20 protein-coding genes are annotated in these 21,206 nt (G+C 62.1%); 16 read left to right on the top strand and 4 right to left on the bottom strand.

Translation table 11 applies throughout. From position 1 onward, the window contains the following. Nucleotides 1-51: 51 nt before the first annotated feature. The 3 genes from rplL (at nt 52) to rpoC (ending at nt 9,200) form a co-directional block, all read left to right on the top strand. A complete protein-coding gene (rplL, locus tag A4R29_RS14955) occupies nt 52-429 on the top strand; it encodes a 50S ribosomal protein L7/L12 (protein ID WP_013531413.1) in 378 nt (125 codons plus the stop codon). A gap of 251 nt (nt 430-680) precedes the next feature. Then, nucleotides 681-4,817 carry a DNA-directed RNA polymerase subunit beta gene (gene rpoB / locus A4R29_RS14950; protein ID WP_013531414.1) on the top strand — a complete coding sequence of 1,379 codons (4,137 nt, stop codon included), beginning with the start codon at nt 681-683 and terminating at the stop codon, nt 4,815-4,817. A 186-nt stretch (nt 4,818-5,003) separates the two neighbouring features. Next, entirely contained in the window at nt 5,004-9,200 is a 4,197-nt protein-coding gene (gene rpoC / locus A4R29_RS14945; RefSeq protein WP_013531415.1) for a DNA-directed RNA polymerase subunit beta', read from the top strand. 65 nt (nt 9,201-9,265) lie between these two features. On the opposite strand, the gene A4R29_RS14940 is transcribed toward rpoC, so the two are convergent. Together A4R29_RS14940 and A4R29_RS14935 are read right to left on the bottom strand one after the other, a co-directional pair. After that, complete coding sequence (locus tag A4R29_RS14940; protein ID WP_013531416.1) at nt 9,266-9,478, bottom strand: helix-turn-helix domain-containing protein; 213 nt, start codon at nt 9,476-9,478, stop codon at nt 9,266-9,268. Between the two features lie 13 nt (nt 9,479-9,491). Beyond that, complete coding sequence (locus A4R29_RS14935; protein WP_063168071.1) at nt 9,492-10,070, bottom strand: DUF2975 domain-containing protein; 579 nt, start codon at nt 10,068-10,070, stop codon at nt 9,492-9,494. A gap of 96 nt (nt 10,071-10,166) precedes the next feature. Here A4R29_RS14935 and A4R29_RS14930 point away from each other — a divergent pair, with 96 nt between their 5' ends. Then, nucleotides 10,167-10,565, top strand: coding sequence for a hypothetical protein (locus tag A4R29_RS14930; protein WP_063172208.1), 399 nt, complete (start codon nt 10,167-10,169; stop codon nt 10,563-10,565). A 100-nt stretch (nt 10,566-10,665) separates the two neighbouring features. On the opposite strand, the gene A4R29_RS14925 is transcribed toward A4R29_RS14930, so the two are convergent. Both A4R29_RS14925 and A4R29_RS14920 read right to left on the bottom strand, forming a co-directional pair. After that, nucleotides 10,666-11,592 carry a Gfo/Idh/MocA family protein gene (locus A4R29_RS14925; RefSeq protein ID WP_063172207.1) on the bottom strand — a complete coding sequence of 309 codons (927 nt, stop codon included), beginning with the start codon at nt 11,590-11,592 and terminating at the stop codon, nt 10,666-10,668. Nucleotides 11,593-11,764: 172 nt separating this feature from the next. Further along, nucleotides 11,765-12,046, bottom strand: coding sequence for a transcriptional regulator (locus tag A4R29_RS14920; RefSeq protein ID WP_013531420.1), 282 nt, complete (start codon nt 12,044-12,046; stop codon nt 11,765-11,767). A gap of 497 nt (nt 12,047-12,543) precedes the next feature. On the opposite strand from A4R29_RS14920, the gene rpsL reads away from it, so the two are divergent. The 12 genes from rpsL (at nt 12,544) to rpsC (ending at nt 21,203) form a co-directional block, all read left to right on the top strand. Continuing rightward, a complete protein-coding gene (gene rpsL, locus A4R29_RS14915) occupies nt 12,544-12,915 on the top strand; it encodes a 30S ribosomal protein S12 (RefSeq protein WP_006333356.1) in 372 nt (123 codons plus the stop codon). Between the two features lie 76 nt (nt 12,916-12,991). Beyond that, the gene (gene rpsG, locus A4R29_RS14910) at nt 12,992-13,462 is read left to right on the top strand and encodes a 30S ribosomal protein S7 (RefSeq protein WP_008875664.1); all 471 of its coding nucleotides are present in this window, start codon (nt 12,992-12,994) and stop codon (nt 13,460-13,462) included. 29 nt (nt 13,463-13,491) lie between these two features. Next, nucleotides 13,492-15,582, top strand: a complete 2,091-nt coding sequence (gene fusA / locus A4R29_RS14905) for an elongation factor G (RefSeq protein ID WP_013531421.1) — start codon at nt 13,492-13,494, stop codon at nt 15,580-15,582. Between the two features lie 99 nt (nt 15,583-15,681). After that, the gene (gene tuf / locus A4R29_RS14900; RefSeq protein WP_013531404.1) at nt 15,682-16,857 is read left to right on the top strand and encodes an elongation factor Tu; all 1,176 of its coding nucleotides are present in this window, start codon (nt 15,682-15,684) and stop codon (nt 16,855-16,857) included. A 69-nt stretch (nt 16,858-16,926) separates the two neighbouring features. Beyond that, on the top strand, nt 16,927-17,235 hold the full coding sequence (rpsJ, locus tag A4R29_RS14895; protein ID WP_010909272.1) for a 30S ribosomal protein S10: 309 nt from the start codon (nt 16,927-16,929) through the stop codon (nt 17,233-17,235). A 61-nt stretch (nt 17,236-17,296) separates the two neighbouring features. Then, nucleotides 17,297-18,025, top strand: a complete 729-nt coding sequence (gene rplC / locus A4R29_RS14890; RefSeq protein ID WP_013531422.1) for a 50S ribosomal protein L3 — start codon at nt 17,297-17,299, stop codon at nt 18,023-18,025. Next, complete coding sequence (gene rplD, locus A4R29_RS14885) at nt 18,025-18,645, top strand: 50S ribosomal protein L4 (RefSeq protein WP_013531423.1); 621 nt, start codon at nt 18,025-18,027, stop codon at nt 18,643-18,645. The genes rplC and rplD overlap by 1 nt, the downstream gene beginning before the upstream one ends. Next, the gene (locus A4R29_RS14880) at nt 18,642-18,935 is read left to right on the top strand and encodes a 50S ribosomal protein L23 (protein WP_013531424.1); all 294 of its coding nucleotides are present in this window, start codon (nt 18,642-18,644) and stop codon (nt 18,933-18,935) included. The genes rplD and A4R29_RS14880 overlap by 4 nt, the downstream gene beginning before the upstream one ends. Before the next feature lie 22 nt (nt 18,936-18,957). Beyond that, entirely contained in the window at nt 18,958-19,791 is an 834-nt protein-coding gene (gene rplB / locus A4R29_RS14875) for a 50S ribosomal protein L2 (RefSeq protein WP_024505067.1), read from the top strand. Nucleotides 19,792-19,807: 16 nt separating this feature from the next. Beyond that, nucleotides 19,808-20,086: a 30S ribosomal protein S19 gene (rpsS, locus tag A4R29_RS14870; protein ID WP_006205463.1), complete on the top strand. Its 279-nt coding sequence runs from the start codon at nt 19,808-19,810 to the stop codon at nt 20,084-20,086. A gap of 2 nt (nt 20,087-20,088) precedes the next feature. Further along, entirely contained in the window at nt 20,089-20,478 is a 390-nt protein-coding gene (rplV, locus tag A4R29_RS14865; RefSeq protein ID WP_006205462.1) for a 50S ribosomal protein L22, read from the top strand. After that, the gene (rpsC, locus tag A4R29_RS14860; protein WP_013531426.1) at nt 20,478-21,203 is read left to right on the top strand and encodes a 30S ribosomal protein S3; all 726 of its coding nucleotides are present in this window, start codon (nt 20,478-20,480) and stop codon (nt 21,201-21,203) included. The genes rplV and rpsC overlap by 1 nt, the downstream gene beginning before the upstream one ends. The last annotated feature ends 3 nt before the right edge of the window (nt 21,204-21,206 follow it).

The following is a 21,206-nucleotide window of genomic DNA, read 5'->3' as shown; positions in this document are numbered from 1 at the left end:
CGTTCCTCGCTATCACAAACACACGTTCGAACCTTATGAAGGAACACAACAATGGCTGATCTCGCAAAGATCGTAGACGACCTTTCGAAGCTGACCGTCCTCGAGGCGGCCGAGCTGTCGAAGCTTCTGGAAGAAAAGTGGGGCGTTTCGGCTGCTGCTCCGGTGGCGGTTGCCGCTGCTGGCGGCGCTGCGGCCGCTGCTGCTCCGGCCGAGGAAAAGACGGAATTCGACGTCGTCCTCACCGACGCAGGCGCTCAGAAGATCAACGTCATCAAGGAAGTCCGCGCCATCACCGGTCTTGGCCTCAAGGAAGCCAAGGATCTGGTTGAAGCGGCTCCGAAGCCGGTCAAGGAAGCCGTTTCCAAGGCCGACGCTGACAAGTTCAAGGCCCAGCTGGAAGCAGCCGGCGCCAAAGTCGAACTGAAGTAAGCGTAAAAGCGGCGGGCGGCCTCGCGCCGTCCGCCACTCCCTTCGCCCGAAGGGAGAGCGCGTAACGCGAGATCTGCGAGAACCTCTTTCCTGAGGGCCGAAAACCGGCCTTCAGGAAACGGGTTTTCTCCCGTTCTAGCCGGCCGCCGACAGGCGCCGGGAAAACAGACAGAGGGTTGCCGCCAAGGTGGCCCAGTATGCAAGGCGAGCCGCGGCGAGGCTCGTCCCGAGTTTAGAGCTAAGGAGCGACGATGGCCCAGACCCAGACTTTCAATGGCCGCAGACGCGTACGCAAGTTCTTCGGAAAGATTCCGGAAGTTGCGGAGATGCCGAACCTGATCGAGGTTCAGAAGGCATCCTATGACCAGTTCCTGATGGTGGCGGAGCCCAAGGGTGGGCGTCCGGACGAGGGGCTGCAGGCCGTTTTCAAGTCGGTCTTCCCGATCTCCGATTTTTCCGGCTCCTCCATGCTGGAGTTCGTGAAGTATGAGTTCGAAGGACCGAAATTCGACGTTGACGAATGCCGTCAGCGCGACCTCACCTATGCCGCGCCGCTCAAGGTGACGCTGCGCCTCATCGTGTTCGATATCGACGAGGACACCGGCGCCAAGTCCATCAAGGACATCAAGGAGCAGGACGTCTACATGGGCGACATGCCGCTCATGACCTTGAACGGCACCTTTATCGTCAACGGCACCGAGCGCGTCATCGTTTCGCAGATGCACCGTTCGCCGGGCGTCTTCTTCGACCATGACAAGGGCAAGTCGCACTCGTCGGGCAAGCTTCTGTTTGCCGCGCGCGTCATCCCGTATCGCGGTTCGTGGCTCGACATCGAGTTCGATTCCAAGGACGTCGTGCACGCCCGCATCGATCGCCGCCGCAAGATTCCGGTGACGTCGCTGCTGATGGCGCTCGGCATGGACGGCGAAGAGATCCTGTCGACCTTCTACAACAAGATCACCTACAAGCGTGCCGGCGACCATTGGCGCATTCCGTTCAACGTCGAGCGTTTCCGCGGCCTCAAGGCTGTCGGCGACCTGGTCGATGCCGATACCGGCGAAGTCGTCGTCGAGGCCGGCAAGAAGATCACCGCACGCCAGGCACGGGCGCTTGGCGAAAAGGGTCTGAAGGCGATCAAGGCGACCGACGAGGACCTGCTCGGCAACTATCTGGCCGAGGATATCGTCAACTACGCCACCGGCGAGATCTTCCTCGAGGCCGGTGACGAGATCGACGAGAAGACGCTGAAGGTGCTGCTCGGCACCGGCGAAGAGGAGATCAAGGTTCTCGACATCGACCACGTCAATGTCGGCGCCTATATCCGCAACACGCTCAACGTCGACAAGAACGAGAGCCGCCAGGACGCGCTGTTCGACATCTATCGTGTCATGCGCCCCGGCGAGCCGCCGACGCTCGAAACCGCCGAAGCCATGTTCAACTCGCTGTTCTTCGATAGCGAGCGTTACGATCTGTCGGCCGTCGGCCGCGTCAAGATGAACATGCGCCTCGAGCTCAAGGCCGAGGACACCGTGCGCGTGCTGCGCAAGGACGACATCCTGGCCGTGGTCAGGACGCTGGTTGAACTGCGCGACGGCAAGGGCGAGATCGACGACATCGACAATCTCGGCAACCGCCGCGTACGTTCGGTCGGCGAGCTGATGGAAAACCAGTACCGCGTCGGCCTGCTGCGCATGGAGCGTGCGATCAAGGAGCGTATGTCCTCGATCGAGATCGACACGGTCATGCCGCAGGACCTGATCAACGCCAAGCCGGCGGCTGCCGCCGTGCGCGAGTTCTTCGGTTCCTCGCAGCTGTCGCAGTTCATGGACCAGACCAACCCGCTGTCGGAGATCACCCACAAGCGCCGCCTCTCGGCGCTTGGACCGGGCGGTCTGACCCGCGAGCGCGCCGGCTTCGAAGTGCGCGACGTGCACCCGACGCATTACGGCCGCATCTGCCCGATCGAGACGCCGGAAGGCCCGAATATCGGTCTGATCAACTCGCTGGCCACCTTCGCACGCGTCAACAAGTACGGCTTCATCGAGAGCCCGTACCGCAAGATCGTCGACGGCAAGCTGACCAATGACGTCGTCTATCTCTCGGCGATGGAAGAGGCCAAGCACCATGTTGCGCAGGCCAACGCCGAGCTCGACAAGAACGGTGGTTTCGTCGACGAATTCGTCATTTGCCGCAGTGCCGGCGAAGTGATGATGGCGCCGCGCGAAAACGTCGATCTGATGGACGTGTCGCCGAAGCAGATGGTGTCGGTGGCCGCGGCCCTGATCCCGTTCCTGGAAAACGACGACGCCAACCGCGCTCTGATGGGTTCGAACATGCAGCGTCAGGCCGTGCCGCTGGTGCGCGCCGAGGCGCCGTTCGTCGGCACCGGCATGGAGCCGATCGTCGCCCGTGACTCGGGCGCCGCCATCGGCGCCCGCCGCGGCGGCATCGTCGACCAGGTGGACGCGACGCGTATCGTTATCCGCGCCACCGAAGATCTCGATCCGGGCAAGTCCGGCGTCGACATCTACCGGTTGATGAAGTTCCAGCGTTCGAACCAGAACACCTGCATCAACCAGCGCCCGCTGGTTCGCATGGGCGACCGGGTCAACAAGGGCGACATCATCGCCGACGGTCCGTCGACCGAGCTCGGCGATCTGGCGCTCGGCCGCAACGTGCTGGTCGCGTTCATGCCGTGGAACGGCTACAACTACGAGGACTCGATCCTCCTGTCCGAACGCATCGTCGCCGACGACGTCTTCACCTCGATCCACATCGAGGAGTTCGAGGTCATGGCGCGCGATACCAAGCTTGGACCGGAGGAAATCACGCGCGATATCCCGAACGTCTCGGAAGAAGCGCTGAAGAACCTCGACGAAGCCGGCATCGTCTACATCGGTGCGGAAGTTCAGCCGGGCGACATCCTGGTCGGCAAGATCACGCCGAAGGGCGAAAGCCCGATGACGCCGGAAGAGAAGCTTCTGCGCGCCATCTTCGGCGAAAAGGCATCCGATGTGCGCGACACCTCGATGCGCATGCCTCCGGGCACATTCGGCACCGTCGTCGAGGTGCGCGTCTTCAATCGCCACGGTGTGGAGAAGGACGAGCGCGCCATGGCGATCGAGCGCGAGGAGATCGAACGCCTCGCCAAGGACCGCGACGACGAGCAGGCCATTCTGGACCGTAACGTCTACGCGCGTCTTTCCGACGTGCTCGTCGGCAAGGAAGCGATCGCTGGACCGAAGGGCTTCAAGAAGGGCTCGACGCTGTCCAAGGATACGCTCGACGAGTATCCGCGTTCGCAGTGGTGGCAGTTTGCCGTAGAGAACGAAAAGCTCCAGAGCGAACTGGAAGCGCTGCGTGGCCAGTACGACGATTCCAAGAAGGCGCTCGAGCAGCGTTTCATGGACAAGGTCGAGAAGGTCCAGCGCGGCGACGAAATGCCTCCGGGCGTCATGAAGATGGTCAAGGTCTTCGTGGCCGTGAAGCGCAAGATGCAGCCCGGCGACAAGATGGCCGGCCGTCACGGCAACAAGGGTGTCGTGTCGCGGATCGTTCCGGTCGAGGACATGCCTTTCCTCGAGGACGGCACGCATGCCGATATCGTGCTCAACCCGCTGGGTGTGCCGAGCCGCATGAATGTCGGCCAGATCCTGGAAACGCATCTGGGCTGGGCATGTGCGGGCATGGGCAGGAAGATCGGCGAGCTGATCGACACGTACAAGGCAGCCGGCGACATCAAGCCGCTGCGCAAGACGCTCGAGAGCTTCATCCCGGCCAACGACCGCAACGAGCCGGTTCGTGACTATGACGACGAGAGCATCGTTCGCCTCAGCGAGCAGATGCGCCGCGGCGTCTCGATCGCGACCCCGGTGTTCGACGGCGCGCATGAGGCTGACATCAACATCATGCTGGAGCAGGCGGGCCTGCACAGCAGCGGTCAGTCGCAGCTCTATGACGGACGCACGGGCGAGCCGTTCGATCGCAAGGTGACGATGGGCTACATCTACATGCTCAAGCTTCACCATCTCGTGGACGACAAGATCCACGCGCGTTCGATCGGTCCGTACTCGCTCGTCACCCAGCAGCCGCTGGGCGGCAAGGCGCAGTTCGGTGGCCAGCGCTTCGGCGAGATGGAGGTCTGGGCGCTGGAAGCGTACGGCGCCGCCTACACGCTGCAGGAAATGCTGACGGTGAAGTCCGACGACGTCGCCGGCCGCACCAAGGTCTACGAGGCGATCGTGCGTGGCGACGACACCTTCGAGGCCGGCATCCCGGAGAGCTTCAACGTTCTCGTCAAGGAAATGCGGTCTCTCGGCCTCAATGTCGAGCTGGAGAACACCAAGCTCGACGACAACCCTGTCCGGCTGCCCGACGCGGCCGAGTAAGGCAATGGCGCGCCACGGCTGTCCGCGGCGCGCCTCGAGCATGATCCCGAAAAGTGGCTACCGGTTTTCGGACAGGATCATGCTCAACCAGGAAGAATTCGACGGCCAGTGGCCGACAAAGACGGCGGGCGTTTGGCTCGCGACTAGATGCAAGGGATCTTCGAGGATCCCGAAAAGGAGAACGGCATGAACCAAGAGGTCATGAATCTCTTCAATCCGCAGGCGCCTGCGCAGGTGTTCGATTCCATCCGGATATCGCTTGCCAGCCCTGAGAAGATTCTGTCCTGGTCTTTCGGCGAGATCAAGAAGCCGGAGACCATCAACTACCGCACCTTCAAGCCGGAGCGTGACGGTCTGTTCTGTGCGCGCATTTTTGGCCCGATCAAGGACTACGAGTGCCTGTGCGGCAAGTACAAGCGCATGAAGTACAAGGGCGTCATCTGCGAGAAGTGCGGCGTCGAAGTCACGCTGTCGCGCGTTCGCCGCGAGCGCATGGGCCATATCGAGCTGGCGGCACCGGTCGCCCATATCTGGTTCCTGAAGTCGCTGCCGTCGCGCATCGGCACGCTGCTCGACATGACCCTGAAGGACATCGAGCGCGTCCTCTACTTCGAGAACTACATCGTCACCGAACCTGGCCTCACCGCGCTGAAGGAGCACCAGCTGCTCAGCGAGGAAGAGTACATGATCGCCGTCGACGAGTATGGCGAGGATTCGTTCACCGCCATGATCGGCGCCGAGGCCATTCATGACCTCCTGGCCGGCATGGACCTGGAGAAGATCGCCGGCGACCTGCGTTCGGAACTGGCGTCGACCACCTCCGAGCTGAAGCAGAAGAAGTATCTGAAGCGGCTCAAGGTCGTCGAGAACTTCATGGAATCCGGCAATCGTCCGGAATGGATGATCATGAAGGTGGTTCCGGTGATCCCGCCGGACCTGCGTCCGCTCGTCCCGCTGGACGGCGGCCGTTTCGCCACATCGGATCTGAACGATCTCTATCGCCGCGTCATCAACCGCAACAACCGTCTGAAGCGGCTGATCGAGCTGCGCGCCCCCGGCATCATCGTGCGCAATGAAAAGCGCATGCTGCAGGAAGCCGTCGATGCGCTGTTCGACAACGGCCGTCGCGGCCGCGTCATCACCGGCGCCAACAAGCGCCCGCTGAAGTCGCTGTCCGACATGCTCAAGGGCAAGCAGGGCCGGTTCCGTCAGAACCTGCTCGGCAAGCGCGTCGACTATTCCGGCCGCTCGGTCATCGTGACCGGTCCGGAGCTCAAGCTGCACCAGTGCGGCCTGCCCAAGAAGATGGCGCTCGAACTGTTCAAGCCCTTCATCTACGCCCGTCTCGACGCCAAGGGTTACTCCTCGACCGTCAAGCAGGCGAAGAAGCTGGTCGAAAAGGAGCGTCCGGAAGTCTGGGATATCCTCGACGAGGTCATCCGCGAGCATCCGGTGCTGCTGAACCGTGCGCCGACGCTGCACCGTCTCGGCATCCAGGCGTTCGAGCCGATCCTGATCGAAGGCAAGGCGATCCAGCTGCACCCGCTGGTCTGCACGGCCTTCAACGCCGACTTCGACGGCGACCAGATGGCCGTTCACGTGCCGCTGTCGCTGGAAGCGCAGCTTGAAGCCCGCGTGCTGATGATGTCGACCAACAACATCCTGCACCCGGCTTCGGGCGCGCCGATCATCGTGCCGTCGCAGGACATGGTTCTGGGTCTCTACTATCTCTCGATCGTCAACCAGAACGAGCCGGGCGAGGGCATGGTGTTTGCCGATATGGGCGAACTCCAGCACGCGCTCGAGACCAAGGCGGTGACGCTGCACTCCAAGATCAAGGGTCGTTTCCGCACGGTCGACGCCGAAGGCAAGGTCGTGTCGAAGATCCATGACACCACGCCTGGCCGCATGATCATCGGCGAGCTTCTGCCGAAGAACGTCAACGTGCCTTACGAGACCGCCAACCAGGAGATGACCAAGAAGAACATCTCCAAGATGATCGACACCGTCTACCGCCATTGCGGTCAGAAGGAGACGGTCATTTTCTGCGATCGCATCATGGCGCTCGGCTTCAGCCATGCCTGCCGCGCCGGCATTTCGTTCGGCAAGGACGACATGCTGATCCCGGATGCCAAGATCAAGCTGGTCTCCGACACCGAGGCTTTGGCCAAGGAATACGAGCAGCAGTACAATGACGGTCTGATCACGCAGGGCGAGAAGTACAACAAGGTCGTCGACGCCTGGGCCAAGTGCTCGGAAAAGGTCGCCGACGAGATGATGGCCCGCATCAAGGCGGTCGAGTTCGAGGACAATGGCCGTCAGAAGCCGATGAACTCGATCTACATGATGTCGCACTCCGGTGCGCGTGGCTCGCCCACCCAGATGCGCCAGCTTGCCGGCATGCGCGGCCTTATGGCCAAGCCGTCGGGTGAAATCATCGAGACGCCGATCATCTCGAACTTCAAGGAAGGCCTGACCGTGCTCGAGTACTTCAACTCGACCCACGGCGCCCGCAAGGGTCTGGCCGACACCGCCTTGAAGACGGCGAACTCGGGTTACCTCACCCGTCGTCTGGTCGACGTGGCGCAGGACTGCATCGTCAACTCCGTCGACTGCGGCACCGACAAGGGCCTCACCATGCAGCCGATCGTCGATGCCGGTCAGGTCGTTGCTTCGGTCGGCCAGCGCGTGCTGGGCCGTACGTCGCTCGACGACATCACCCATCCGGTGTCGGGCGAGATCCTGGTCAAGGCCGGAACGCTGATGGACGAGCGTGACGTGGAACAGATCGAAAAGGCCGGCGTCCAGTCGGTCCGCATCCGCTCGGCACTGACTTGCGAAGTCAGGGTTGGCGTCTGCGCGGTCTGCTACGGGCGCGATCTGGCCCGCGGCACCCCGGTCAACCAGGGCGAAGCCGTCGGCGTCATCGCGGCGCAGTCGATCGGCGAGCCGGGCACCCAGCTCACCATGCGTACCTTCCACATGGGCGGTACCGCGCAGGTGGTGGACAGCTCGTTCCTTGAAGCCTCGTATGAGGGCAAGGTCGAGATCCGCAACCGCAACGTGGTGCGCAACTCCGACGGCCAGCAGATGGTCATGGGCCGCAACATGGCGGTGCTGATCCTCGACGAAGCCGGCAAGGAGCGCGCCTCGCACCGTCTCACCTATGGTTCGCGTATCTTCGTGGACGATGGTGACAAGGTGAAGCGCGGCCAGCGTATCGCCGAGTGGGATCCCTACACGCGTCCGGTCCTCACCGAAATCGAGGGCAGGGTGTCGTACGAGGATCTGGTCGACGGCATTTCCGTTCAGGAAACGGCCGACGAGTCGACCGGCATCACCAAGCGTGAGGTCATCGACTGGCGCTCGACGCCACGTGGCAACGACCTGAAGCCCGCGATTGCGATCCAAGACGCCAAGGGCAAGGTCGGCAAGCTGTCCAAGGGCGGCGACGCCCGCTTCCTGCTCTCGGTCGAGGCCATTCTTTCGGTCGAGCCGGGTTCGCAGGTTCGCCCCGGCGACGTTTTGGCGCGTATTCCGATGGAAAGCGCCAAGACCAAGGACATCACCGGCGGTCTGCCGCGTGTTGCCGAACTGTTCGAGGCACGTCGTCCGAAGGATCACGCCATCATCGCCGAGATCGACGGCACGATCCGCTTCGGCCGCGACTACAAGAACAAGCGTCGCATCATCATCGAGCCGCATGACTCGACGCTTGAGCCGGTCGAATACCTGATCCCGAAGGGCAAGCCGTTCCATCTCCAGGACGGCGACGTCATCGAGAAGGGCGACTACATCCTCGACGGCAACCCGGCGCCGCACGACATCCTGGCGATCAAGGGCGTGGAGGCACTTGCTTCCTACCTCGTCAACGAGATCCAGGAAGTCTACCGTCTGCAGGGCGTGTCGATCAACGACAAGCACATCGAGGTGATCGTTCGCCAGATGCTGCAGAAGGTCGAGATCACGGTGCAGGGCGACTCGACCTACATCCCGGGCGATCATGTCGACGTGATCGAACTGGAAGAGGTCAACGAGCGTCTGGTCGAGGACGGCAAGAAGCCGGCCGAAGGCCTGCCGGTGCTGCTCGGCATCACCAAGGCATCGCTGCAGACGCCGTCCTTCATCTCGGCCGCCTCCTTCCAGGAGACGACGCGAGTGCTGACGGAAGCTGCCGTTGCCGGCAAGACCGACATGCTGCAGGGCTTGAAGGAAAACGTCATCGTCGGCCGGTTGATCCCGGCCGGTACCGGCGGCACGATGAGCCAGATCCGGCGCATCGCCACCTCGCGCGACGAACTGATCATCGACGAGCGCCGCAAGGCCTCGGGTGCGGAAGTCGCCGAGCCGATGCTGGCCGACATGACCACCGCCGCGCAGTAAGCGCGGACGGCAACGATCTCAGGCAATAAGGCCGTCGGGGCAACCCGGCGGCCTATTTCTTTGTGCTATTCGGACACCCTCTCGAAGCGAAGCAGATCGCCCGGCTGACAGTCGAGATAGTCGCAGATGCGCTCCAGCGTGTCGAACCGGATACCCTTGACCTTTCCCTGCTTCAAAAGGGAAAGATTGGCCTCGGTAATGCCGACATATTCGGCCAGGTCCTTTGACTTCACGTTTCGTTCGGCGAGGACGACATTGAGCCTGACCCTTATGGGCATGAGCTGATCCTCATCAGATGAATTGCGCGTTTTCTTCGGCGAGTGCCGATGCCTCGGCCATGACCCAGGTGATGACAGCGACGATGCAAGCTGCCAGCAAGGTCAGCATCGTGTCGCTGTCGAGACCGAGCGTCAGCCGGTGCTGGCCGGCAGGCGCGTCCCAGCTGAGCAGAACGGACAATGCCGCCGCCGAAACCGGTTTCAGCAAGGCGGATGCCAGCAGGCCGAGGCCAAAGTACCGCAAATTGCTGATGGCGCCCTGACCGAAGAAGTTGCCGGACGCGAAAGCGCCGAAGCAGCGCCTTGCGGCCATGAGCGCGAAGACGAGGCAGGCAAGCGGCACGAACGAGATCGCGAACCCGACCAGTCTTCGACCGAGGCCAAGCTCGCTCAGCCATTCCTGCGGGATTTGCGCATCGGCCGCGATCGAACTGGCAGAGACGCTGAGCCAGTAGAACAGCAGACCGATGGTCAGCAATATGGCGAGGACGACAAAACACCTCGCCAGCACTAGGCTGAAAAGTCGGATGCGTCTCAATCTAAGCTGGCGGGCAGGATCGGCGGGGACAGCCGTGATGACAGGTTCAATCATCGCCGTTATCACTCCATCGTAATGAATTATCGTTTTACAATAATTTATTTATGCGCAATGATCATTCTTGTCAATTCCTCATCACAGGAGAAACCTATGCCTTCGTTCAAACGCCGGATTGCCGTGGCAGCCATCGCGATTGCCGCCGCGTCCATAACGCCTTTTGCTGCCATCGCCCTCCCGTCGACAGCGACAGGCCGGATATCGGTGGGGCAGGTGATGGAAATGCTCGACAAGGCCGACACGAGCCCGGTCGCCAGGCAAACGCTGGTCGCCTATGTCGCCGGGGTTGGCGAAGCCGCCGGCGTGATCGCCGACACGATCGGCAATGGCGGCCTCGTTTCCTGCAAGAGTTCTTTCAGCCTGGATACACGAGCGGTGCGCGCCGCCCTTGAAGCGGGCGCCCCTCGTCAGGGTAACTGGTCTCAGACACCGGCGACGCCACTGATCATTGCCGACATGGTCAAGCGTGCCGGTTGCAGGACCAGGAATTGAGCCTGGCGATCCGCTGGTTCTCAGTCGCGCGACAATCCTGTCGCGCGACTATTCCCAACCTGCGACCCGCGCGCGCGATCAGCGAGTGCGGTTCCAGAGCTCAATCGAAAAACGCCTCGACTACGTTGCGCTTGCCGAGCATGAAGGCGTCAGCGACATGCTGGAGCGGGGCCAGATCGACATCGGAAACGCCGGCGCGCACGATCTCGGCGAAGCGCTTGTAGAGCATCGGATATTCCGCTTCCGGCTCTTCGTGAATGAGCTTGCCGTCGATGGCGAGCTTCGAGCCGCCGCCCGACAGCACCATGGCGCCCTTGTCGGTGTCGGCCAGGATGTCCCAGCTTTGCGGGCCTGTCTGCAGCCAGTCGAGGTCCATCGTCACCGGCAGGCCATTCGAGGTGCGGAAGGTGACGCGCGCGGCAACCGGGGAGGCGCGGTTTTCGGGAAAGTCGAGCACCGCCGAGGTGATGAACATGGCCGGCAGGATATAGGTGGCAATCGACAGCGCGTTGATGCCGGGATCGAAGACGCCAAAACCGCCGGGAGCCCAGATCCATTCCTGGTTCGGGTGCCAGCGGCGCACATCCTCTTTCCAGTTGATGGCGGCCGAGCGGATGCGGGCTGAACTTAGAAAAGCACGTGCGGCCTCGACGGCCGGCGCATAGCGCGAGTGCCAGCCGGCGAACAGCGAGACGCCGTTGTGCGCAGCCAATGTCTTGAGGTCTTCGACCTCGCTGACAGTAGCGCCCGGCGGCTTCTCCAGGAAGACATGCTTCTTTGCCGTCAGCGCTGTCCGCGCCGCGTCGTAGCGGAATTGCGGCGGCATGCAGAGCGAGACGGCCTCGAGCTCGGCTACGGCGTCGAGCATGGCTTCGATGGTGGGGAAATTCGGGATGTCATCCACCTTGCCGTGACGGCTGGCGGCCGCGACGAGGCGATAATCCTGGTCTTTCGCCAGGGCCGGCAGGTGCTGGTCGCGGACGATCTTGCCGACGCCGACGATGCCTATCTTGATGGGCTGGGACACGGCCGCTCCGTCTGTTTGATGATGGTGATGGCTTCTTATCAGAACACTTGCCTCGGGCAAGCCGAAGCCGAGCAGCCAAGCTCAGCCTTCCCTTAGCGGCAGCACATTTGTCGGCTGGGAAGGCCTCGGTCGCCGATTCGGTTCGGCAGTCGATTCGAAAGCTGGACCGGGGTCAGATAGGCACGTCGAAGGTAACGATCGACACTTCGCCTTCGAGCGCGCCCTGGAAGGCGGAAATATGCGGCTCTTCGTCGGGGATGCCGTCCATGTCGCCGATCTGGTCGAGCTCGGCCTCGGCGTAACCTTCGGCGGCAAGCGATTCGAGCGCCCGGCGCACCGCCGAATCGTCGTCGGGCGCAACCAGCATGACGTGGACGCCTTCCGGTTTGCCGCCTTTTTTCTTCCACACCCGGCCGGTGATGATGGTGACCGGGCGTTCTTCGTTGTCGTTCACGGGCCGATTCCTCTTGGCAGCGGGTGGGCGGGCGAGGGGGTTTTGACTGCTCATGCGGCCTTTTCGCATGAAGCAAGGCCGCGCAACAGCGCAAACCCATTCACTTTGCCTGAAGGCTTGTCACTTTCTTCCTCGCTCTTGCAAAAATGCGAAAGAAAATTACATGCGGTTTTCGCATGGCTGCCAAGCCTTGGTCGGCGCGCAATATTTGGTGCTCCGGGCTTGACGGTCCGCGGTCTTACGGGTAGAAGCCGCCCAGTCAGAACCGATGTGAGGCTCTCCCTTCCGAAGCGACACGCTTTGGAGTTTGCCTCAAACAGGGTTCGTTTTACGAGCGAAAAGACATTTCCGGCGTGCACGAAGCGGCTTCCGCTTCCTCTGCCTTTTGTTCGGGCAAGACCGCGAGGCGCGGTTTATGGCCCGAATTTGCGTATGGAAATGACGCTTTGAGCGGCCCTGACCGGGCGAGACACGGAATTGAGAGACAAGAGGGTTTAATGCCTACCGTCAACCAGCTGATCCGCAAGCCGCGCATTGCGCCGGTGAAGCGCAACAAGGTCCCGGCCATGCAGCAGAACCCGCAGAAGCGGGGCGTCTGCACGCGCGTCTATACAACGACGCCGAAGAAGCCGAACTCGGCGCTGCGCAAGGTGGCCAAGATCCGCCTGACCAATGGTTTTGAAGTGATCGGGTACATCCCCGGCGAAGGCCACAACCTTCAGGAGCACTCCGTGGTGATGATCCGCGGCGGCCGCGTCAAGGATCTTCCGGGCGTTCGCTACCACATCATCCGCGGCGTGCTCGACACGCAGGGTGTGAAGAACCGCAAGCAGCGCCGTTCGAAGTACGGCGCCAAGCGCCCGAAGTAAGGGGCGTCCGAAATAAGATTTTCCGGCCTTGGCGCTCCTTGAGTGCGTCGGGCTATGAGATTGAGAGACAAAAGCCATGTCGCGTCGTCACAGTGCAGAAAAGCGTGAGATCAATCCGGACCCGAAGTTCGGCGATCTGATCGTCACCAAGTTCATGAACGCCGTCATGTATGACGGTAAGAAGTCGGTCGCCGAGACCATCGTCTACGGCGCGCTCGACCAGGTTCAGTCGAAGACCAAGCAGGAGCCGGTCACCGTCTTCCATCAGGCGCTCGACAATGTCGCGCCGCATGTGGAAGTGCGTTCGCGCCGTGTCGGCGGCGCCACCTACCAGGTTCCGGTCGACGTGCGCCCCGAGCGCCGCCAGGCATTGGCCATTCGCTGGCTGATTGCTGCGGCCCGCAACCGCAACGAGACCACGATGGTCGACCGCCTCTCCGGCGAGCTGATGGACGCGGCCAACAACCGCGGCACCGCTGTCAAGAAGCGTGAAGACACCCACAAGATGGCTGAAGCCAACCGCGCTTTCGCGCACTACCGCTGGTAAAGCGCGAACGAGACTGAGAGGCAGCTACGATGGCCCGCGAATACAAAATCGAAGACTACCGCAATTTCGGTATCATGGCGCATATTGACGCCGGCAAGACGACGACCACCGAGCGCGTCCTCTACTACACGGGCAAGTCGCACAAGATCGGCGAAGTCCACGACGGCGCTGCCACCATGGATTGGATGGAGCAGGAGCAGGAGCGCGGCATCACCATCACGTCCGCCGCGACCACGACCTTCTGGAAGGCTCGTGACGGCAAGATGCACCGCTTCAACATCATCGACACCCCCGGCCACGTCGACTTCACCATCGAAGTCGAGCGTTCGCTGCGCGTGCTCGACGGCGCCATCGCACTGCTCGATGCCAATGCCGGTGTTGAGCCGCAGACCGAGACTGTCTGGCGCCAGGCCGACAAGTATCGCGTTCCGCGCATGATCTTCTGCAACAAGATGGACAAGATCGGCGCCGACTTCTATCGCTCGGTCGAGATGATCGGCTCGCGCCTCGGTGCGCATGCTGTTGTCATGCAGCTGCCGATTGGCGCCGAGACCGAGTTCAAGGGCGTTGTCGACCTCGTCGAGATGAACGCGCTGGTCTGGCGCGACGAGACGCTGGGCGCTGCCTGGGACATCGTCGAGATCCCGGACGACCTCAAGGCTCGTGCCGAAGAATACCGCGAGAAGATGATCGAGGCTGCCGTCGAAATGGACGAGACGGCGCTTGAGAATTACCTCGAAGGCAAGATGCCGTCGAATGACGAGATTCGCGCGCTGATCCGCAAGGGCACCATCGCGGTCAAGTTCTACCCGATGTTCTGTGGCTCGGCCTTCAAGAACAAGGGCGTGCAGCCGCTGCTCGACGCCGTCGTCGAATATCTGCCGTCGCCGGCCGATGTTCCCGCCATCAAGGGCGTCGATGCCAAGACCGACGCCGAGATCGAGCGTCATGCCGACGACAACGAGCCGTTGTCGATGCTCGCCTTCAAGATCATGAACGACCCGTTCGTCGGTTCGCTGACCTTTGCGCGCATCTATTCGGGCAGGCTCACCAAGGGCATCTCGGTCGACAACACCGTGAAGGGCAAGAAAGAGCGCATCGGCCGCATGCTGCAGATGCATGCGAACTCGCGCGCCGACGTCGAAGAGGCATTTGCCGGCGACATCGTTGCTCTTGCCGGTCTCAAGGACACGACCACCGGCGACACGCTGAGCGATCCGCTGCATCCGGTCATTCTCGAGCGCATGGAATTCCCCGATCCGGTCATCCAGATCGCCATCGAGCCGAAGACCAAGAACGACCAGGAAAAGATGGGCCTCGCCCTTCACCGCCTGGCCGCCGAGGATCCGTCCTTCCGCGTCAAGACCGACGAGGAAAGCGGCCAGACCATCATTTCCGGCATGGGCGAACTCCACCTCGACATCATCGTCGACCGCATGCGTCGCGAGTTCAAGGTTGAGGCCAATGTCGGCGCACCGCAGGTGGCCTATCGCGAGACGATCACCCGCAAGCACGAGCAGGACTACACGCACAAGAAGCAGACTGGCGGTACCGGTCAGTTCGCTCGCGTCAAGATCCTGTTCGAGCCGAACCCGGACAGCAGCGAGTTCGAGTTCGATACCAAGATCGTCGGCGGCGCCGTGCCGAAGGAATACATCCCTGGTGTCGAAAAGGGCATCAACAGCGTCATGACCTCGGGTCCGTTCGCGGGCTTCCCGATGATCGGCGTCAAGGCGACCCTCATCGACGGCGCTTACCACGATGTCGACTCCAGCGTTCTGGCCTTCGAAATCGCCGGCCGCGCCTGCTTCCGTGAAGCAGCACCCAAGCTTGGCGTGCAGCTGCTCGAGCCGATCATGAAGGTCGAAGTCGTGACGCCGGAAGACTACGTCGGCAGCGTCATCGGCGATCTGAACGGTCGTCGTGGCCAGATCCAGGGTCAGGAAGCGCGTGGCGTCGCCGTGGTCATCAACGCGATGGTGCCGCTCGCCAACATGTTCAAGTATGTCGACAACCTGCGCTCGATGAGCCAGGGCCGTGCGGCCTACACGATGCAGTTCGATCACTACGAGCCGGTTCCGACCGCAGTGGCCCAGGAAGTCCAGAAGAAATACGCGTAAGGGTTCCTTAGCCACCGACGTCGCGTCCCTTGCGCGGTGCCGGATCTGAAGAGCGAATAACAATTTCCCCCAAGCGGGTAGAATAGACGGAGAACGATTATGGCCAAAGGTAAATTCGAGCGTAACAAGCCTCACGTGAACATCGGCACGATTGGCCACGTCGACCATGGCAAGACGTCGCTGACGGCGGCGATCACCAAGTATTTTGGCGAATACAAGCGCTACGACCAGATCGACGCTGCCCCTGAAGAGAAGGCGCGCGGCATCACGATCTCGACGGCTCACGTCGAATACGAGACGGCCAACCGCCACTACGCTCACGTCGACTGCCCCGGCCACGCCGACTATGTGAAGAACATGATCACCGGCGCCGCGCAGATGGACGGCGCGATCCTGGTCGTGTCGGCTGCCGACGGCCCGATGCCGCAGACCCGCGAGCACATCCTGCTGGCCCGTCAGGTCGGCGTGCCGTCGATCGTGGTGTTCCTGAACAAGGTCGACCAGGTCGACGACGCCGAGCTGCTCGAACTGGTCGAGCTCGAGGTTCGCGAGCTTCTGACCAAGAACGAATTCCCCGGCGACGACATTCCGATCGTCAAGGGTTCGGCTCTGGCTGCTCTCGAAGACTCGGACAAGAAGATCGGTGAAGACGCGATCCGCGAGCTGATGGCTGCGGTCGATGCCTACATCCCGACGCCGGTCCGTCCGCTCGACAAGCCGTTCCTGATGCCGATCGAAGACGTGTTCTCGATCTCGGGCCGCGGCACGGTCGTGACCGGCCGCGTCGAGCGCGGCGTGGTCAAGGTCGGCGAGGAACTCGAGATCATCGGCATCCGTCCGACGACCAAGACGACCTGCACGGGCGTGGAAATGTTCCGCAAGCTGCTCGATCAGGGCCAGGCTGGCGACAACATCGGCGCGCTGCTGCGCGGCGTTGATCGTGAAGGTGTCGAGCGCGGCCAGGTTCTGGCCAAGCCGGGCACGGTGAAGCCGCACAAGAAGTTCGTGGCCGAAGCCTACATCCTGACCAAGGACGAAGGTGGCCGTCACACGCCGTTCTTCACCAACTACCGTCCGCAGTTCTACTTCCGCACGACCGACGTGACCGGCATCGTGTCGCTGCCGGAAGGCACCGAGATGGTGATGCCGGGCGACAACATCACGGTCGATGTCGAGCTGATCGTGCCGATCGCCATGGAAGAGAAGCTGCGCTTCGCTATCCGTGAAGGCGGCCGCACCGTCGGTGCCGGCATCGTCGTCACCATCAAAGAGTAATTTGGACTTAAACCGATCTGTCGCGGGCGCGGGAGTTGCCCGCGCCGCGCCAGAACAAGGAAGTGACGCATGAACGGACAGAATATCCGCATCCGCCTTAAGGCGTTTGACCACCGCGTGCTCGACGCCTCGACGAAGGAAATCGTGTCGACGGCCAAGCGTACCGGTGCAAACGTCCGCGGCCCCATTCCGCTGCCGACGCGGATCGAAAAGTTCACGGTCAACCGGTCGCCTCACGTCGACAAGAAGAGCCGCGAGCAGTTCGAGATGCGCACGCACAAGCGTCTGCTCGACATCGTCGATCCGACCCCGCAGACGGTCGATGCTTTGATGAAGCTCGATCTGGCCGCCGGCGTCGACGTCGAGATCAAGCTCTAAGGGAATGAGAGCGCGGTAAGGGGCGGTGCCCCTGGCCCGGAACTCTAAAGGAATTGAACCGATGCGTTCAGGTGTGATTGCAAAGAAGGTGGGAATGACCCGCATCTATAACGATGCCGGGGAACATGTTCCCGTCACCGTTCTCCTGATGGAGAACTGCCAGGTCGTGGCCCAGCGCACGCAAGAGAAGAATGGCTACACCGCCGTTCAGCTCGGCGTTGGCCTTGCCAAGGTGAAGAACACGTCGAAGGCGATGCGCGGCCATTTCGCGACCGCTTCCGTCGAGCCGAAGGCGAAGGTCGCCGAGTTCCGCGTCTCCGCCGACAATATGATCGATGTTGGCGCCGAGATCACCGTCGAGCACTTCGTCGCCGGCCAGAAGGTCGATGTGACGGGCACGACGATCGGCAAGGGCTTTCAGGGCGTCATCAAGCGCCACCACATGGGCGGTGGCCGTGCAACGCACGGTAACTCGGTTTCGCACCGTACGCACGGTTCGACCGGCCAGCGCCAGGACCCGGGCAAAGTGTTCAAGGGCAAGCATATGGCTGGCCACATGGGCGACACCCGCGTCACCACGCAGAATGTCGAGATCGTGTCGACCGACGCCGACCGCGGCCTGATCCTGATCCGCGGTGCGGTTCCCGGATCGAAGGGCGCCTGGATCCTGGTCCGCGATGCGGCCAAGGTGGCACTGCCGGCCAATGCGCCGAAGCCTGCCGCGATCCGCGCCGTTGCTGCCGAAAGTGGTGCCAAGAACGAGGCTCCGGCCACAGAGGGAGCGGAATAATGGATCTCAAGATCACAACGCTGGGCGGCAAGGACGCCGGCAAGGTGGAACTCTCCGACGAGATTTTCGGCCTTGATCCGCGCGAAGACATCCTGCAGCGCGTCGTGCGCTGGCAGCTTGCCAAGAAGCAGCAGGGCACGCACAAGACCAAGGGTCGCGCCGAGATCGCGCGCACCGGCGCCAAGATGTACAAGCAGAAGGGTACGGGCCGCGCCCGTCACCATTCGGCACGCGCTCCGCAGTTCCGCGGCGGCGGCAAGGCCCACGGCCCGGTCGTTCGCAGCCACGAGCACGAACTGCCGAAGAAGGTTCGCGCTCTCGGCCTCAAACATGCTCTCTCGGCCAAGGCCAAGAGCGCGTCGATCATCATCATCGACGAGCTGAAGCTGACCGAGGCCAAGACGAAGGCGCTGATCGCGAATTTCGCGACGCTGGGCCTGACCAATGCTTTGCTGATCGGCGGCGCCGAGCTTGACAAGAACTTCAAGCTGGCGGCGACGAACATCCCCAACATCGACGTGCTGCCCATCCAGGGCATCAACGTCTACGACATTCTGCGCCGCGGCACGCTGGTCCTTTCGAAGGCCGCCGTCGAGGCTCTCGAGGAGCGTTTTAAATGACCGACCTTCGTCATTACGACGTGATCGTCTCGCCGGCGATCACCGAAAAGTCGACCATGGCCTCCGAGCAGAACAAGGTCGTCTTCAACGTCGCCAAGAAGGCGTCGAAGCCGGAAATCAAGGCCGCCGTCGAAGCGCTGTTCGGCGTCAAGGTGATGGCCGTGAACACGCTTGTCCGCAAGGGCAAGATCAAGCGCTTCCGTGGCACGGTTGGCCGCCAGAGCGACGTCAAGAAGGCGGTTGTGACGCTGGCCGATGGCCAGTCGATCGACGTCGCGACGGGTCTCTGAGCAAGGCCGCGAGGACAGAACAATGGCACTGAAAAAATTCAACCCGGTAACGCCCAGCACCCGTCAGCTGGTCATCGTCGACCGCTCGGGCCTCTACAAGGGCAAGCCCGTCAAGGGTCTGACCGAAGGCCTGACCAAGTCGGGCGGCCGCAACAATCACGGTCGCATCACCGCCCGCTTCATCGGCGGTGGTCACAAGCGTTCGTACCGCATCATCGACTTCAAGCGCCGCAAGTTCGACGTCGTCGGCACGGTCGAGCGCATTGAGTACGATCCGAACCGCACCGCCTTCATCGCGCTGATCAAGTATGACGATGGCGAGCTGTCCTACATCATCGCTCCGCAGCGTCTGGCTCCCGGCGACAAGATCGTGTCCGGTGAATCGGTCGACGTGAAGCCGGGCAATGCGATGCCGCTGGCTTCGATGCCGGTCGGCACCATCGTCCACAACATCGAGCTGAAGCCGGGCAAGGGTGCTCAGGTCGCCCGTTCGGCAGGTGGTTACGGTCAGCTGGTCGGTCGTGACCAGGGCATGGCGATCCTGCGCCTCAATTCGGGCGAGCAGCGTGTCGTTCACGGCTCCTGCATGGCCACCGTCGGCGCCGTATCCAATCCGGACCACGGCAACATCAATGACGGCAAGGCCGGTCGCACGGTCTGGCGTGGCAAGCGCCCGCACAATCGCGGCGTGACCATGAACCCGGTCGACCATCCGCACGGCGGCGGCGAAGGCCGCACATCGGGTGGCCGCCATCCGGTTTCGCCCTGGGGCAAGCCGACCAAGGGCAAGAAGACGCGGTCCAACAAGGCGACCGACAAGTTCATCCTGCGCTCGCGCCATCAGCGCAAGAGCTAAGAAGAGGTAACGCCAAGTGACTCGTTCGATTTGGAAAGGCCCCTTCATTGACGGCTACCTTCTCAAGAAGGTGGACAAGGTTCGTGAAGGTGGTCGCAATGAGGTGATCAAGATGTGGAGCCGTCGCTCCACCATCCTGCCGCAGTTCGTCGGCTTCACCTTCGGTGTCTACAACGGCCAGAAGCATGTTCCCGTCTCGGTGAACGAGGACATGGTCGGTCACAAGTTCGGTGAATTCGCTCCGACCCGGACCTATTACGGTCACGGCGCGGATAAGAAGGCGAAGAGGAAATAATCATGGGCAAGGCCAAAGCTCCGCGCAGGCTTGCTGATAACGAAGCGCGCGCCGTATTGCGCACGATCCGTATCAGCCCGCAGAAGCTGAACCTGGTTGCCGCGCTGATCCGCGGTAAGAAGGTCGCGACAGCGCTTTCCGATCTCGAATTCTCGGCCAAGCGGATTTCCGGCACGGTCAAGAAGACGCTGGAATCGGCAATCGCCAACGCGGAAAACAACCACGACCTGGATGTCGATGCACTGATCGTGGCGGAAGCCTATGTCGGCAAGTCGATCGTCATGAAGCGGTTCCATGCCCGTGGCCGCGGTCGCGCCAGCCGTATCGAGAAGCCGTTCTCGCACCTCACGATCGTCGTTCGTGAAGTCGAAGAAAAAGGGGAGGCCGCATAATGGGCCAGAAAGTCAATCCGATCGGTCTTCGCCTCGGCATCAACCGCACCTGGGATTCGCGCTGGTTCGCGAACACCGGCGAGTACGGCAAGCTGCTGCATGAGGACATCAAGATCCGCAAGTATCTCGAGAAGGAGCTCAAGCAGGCTGCCATCTCGAAGGTCGTGATCGAGCGTCCGCACAAGAAGTGCCGCGTCACCATCCATGCCGCGCGCCCGGGTCTGATCATCGGCAAGAAGGGCGCCGACATCGAGAAGCTTCGCAAGAAGCTGATGGAGATGACGAAGTCCGAGACGCACCTCAACATCGTTGAAGTGCGCAAGCCGGAGATCGACGCGACCCTGGTCGCCCAGTCGATCGCCCAGCAGCTCGAGCGTCGTATCGCGTTCCGCCGCGCCATGAAGCGTGCCGTTCAGTCGGCGATGCGGCTTGGTGCCGAAGGCATCCGCATCAACTGCGCCGGCCGCCTCGGCGGCGCCGAGATCGCGCGCATGGAATGGTATCGCGAAGGCCGCGTGCCGCTGCATACGCTGCGTGCGGACGTCGACTACGGTACGGCCGAAGCGCACACGGCTTATGGCATCTGCGGCGTCAAGGTCTGGGTGTTCAAGGGCGAGATCCTTGAGCATGACCCGATGGCTTCGGAGCGTCGGGCCAGCGAAAGCGATGCAGCGCATGGCGGTGGTGGTGATCGCGAACGCGGTCGTCGTCGCGAAAACGCCTGAGAC

Source organism: Mesorhizobium ciceri biovar biserrulae (assembly GCF_001618845.1).
Lineage (GTDB): Bacteria > Pseudomonadota > Alphaproteobacteria > Rhizobiales > Rhizobiaceae > Mesorhizobium > Mesorhizobium ciceri.
The sequence above is the reverse complement of the archived record's forward strand: the minus strand, read 5'-3'. Positions and strand labels throughout refer to the sequence as shown.

Coding starts and splice junctions, on each gene's coding strand:
- rplC (WP_013531422.1), top strand. CDS start 17,297: ATGCGTTCAGGTGTGATTGCAAAGAAGGTGGGAATGACCCGCATCTAT.
- rplV (WP_006205462.1), top strand. CDS start 20,089: ATGGGCAAGGCCAAAGCTCCGCGCAGGCTTGCTGATAACGAAGCGCGC.
- rpsL (WP_006333356.1), top strand. CDS start 12,544: ATGCCTACCGTCAACCAGCTGATCCGCAAGCCGCGCATTGCGCCGGTG.
- rplD (WP_013531423.1), top strand. CDS start 18,025: ATGGATCTCAAGATCACAACGCTGGGCGGCAAGGACGCCGGCAAGGTG.
- A4R29_RS14940 (WP_013531416.1), bottom strand. CDS start 9,478: ATGCCCATAAGGGTCAGGCTCAATGTCGTCCTCGCCGAACGAAACGTG.
- rpsG (WP_008875664.1), top strand. CDS start 12,992: ATGTCGCGTCGTCACAGTGCAGAAAAGCGTGAGATCAATCCGGACCCG.
- rpoB (WP_013531414.1), top strand. CDS start 681: ATGGCCCAGACCCAGACTTTCAATGGCCGCAGACGCGTACGCAAGTTC.
- A4R29_RS14935 (WP_063168071.1), bottom strand. CDS start 10,070: ATGATTGAACCTGTCATCACGGCTGTCCCCGCCGATCCTGCCCGCCAG.
- rplB (WP_024505067.1), top strand. CDS start 18,958: ATGGCACTGAAAAAATTCAACCCGGTAACGCCCAGCACCCGTCAGCTG.
- rpsC (WP_013531426.1), top strand. CDS start 20,478: ATGGGCCAGAAAGTCAATCCGATCGGTCTTCGCCTCGGCATCAACCGC.
- rpoC (WP_013531415.1), top strand. CDS start 5,004: ATGAACCAAGAGGTCATGAATCTCTTCAATCCGCAGGCGCCTGCGCAG.
- rpsJ (WP_010909272.1), top strand. CDS start 16,927: ATGAACGGACAGAATATCCGCATCCGCCTTAAGGCGTTTGACCACCGC.
- A4R29_RS14880 (WP_013531424.1), top strand. CDS start 18,642: ATGACCGACCTTCGTCATTACGACGTGATCGTCTCGCCGGCGATCACC.
- fusA (WP_013531421.1), top strand. CDS start 13,492: ATGGCCCGCGAATACAAAATCGAAGACTACCGCAATTTCGGTATCATG.
- tuf (WP_013531404.1), top strand. CDS start 15,682: ATGGCCAAAGGTAAATTCGAGCGTAACAAGCCTCACGTGAACATCGGC.
- rplL (WP_013531413.1), top strand. CDS start 52: ATGGCTGATCTCGCAAAGATCGTAGACGACCTTTCGAAGCTGACCGTC.
- A4R29_RS14930 (WP_063172208.1), top strand. CDS start 10,167: ATGCCTTCGTTCAAACGCCGGATTGCCGTGGCAGCCATCGCGATTGCC.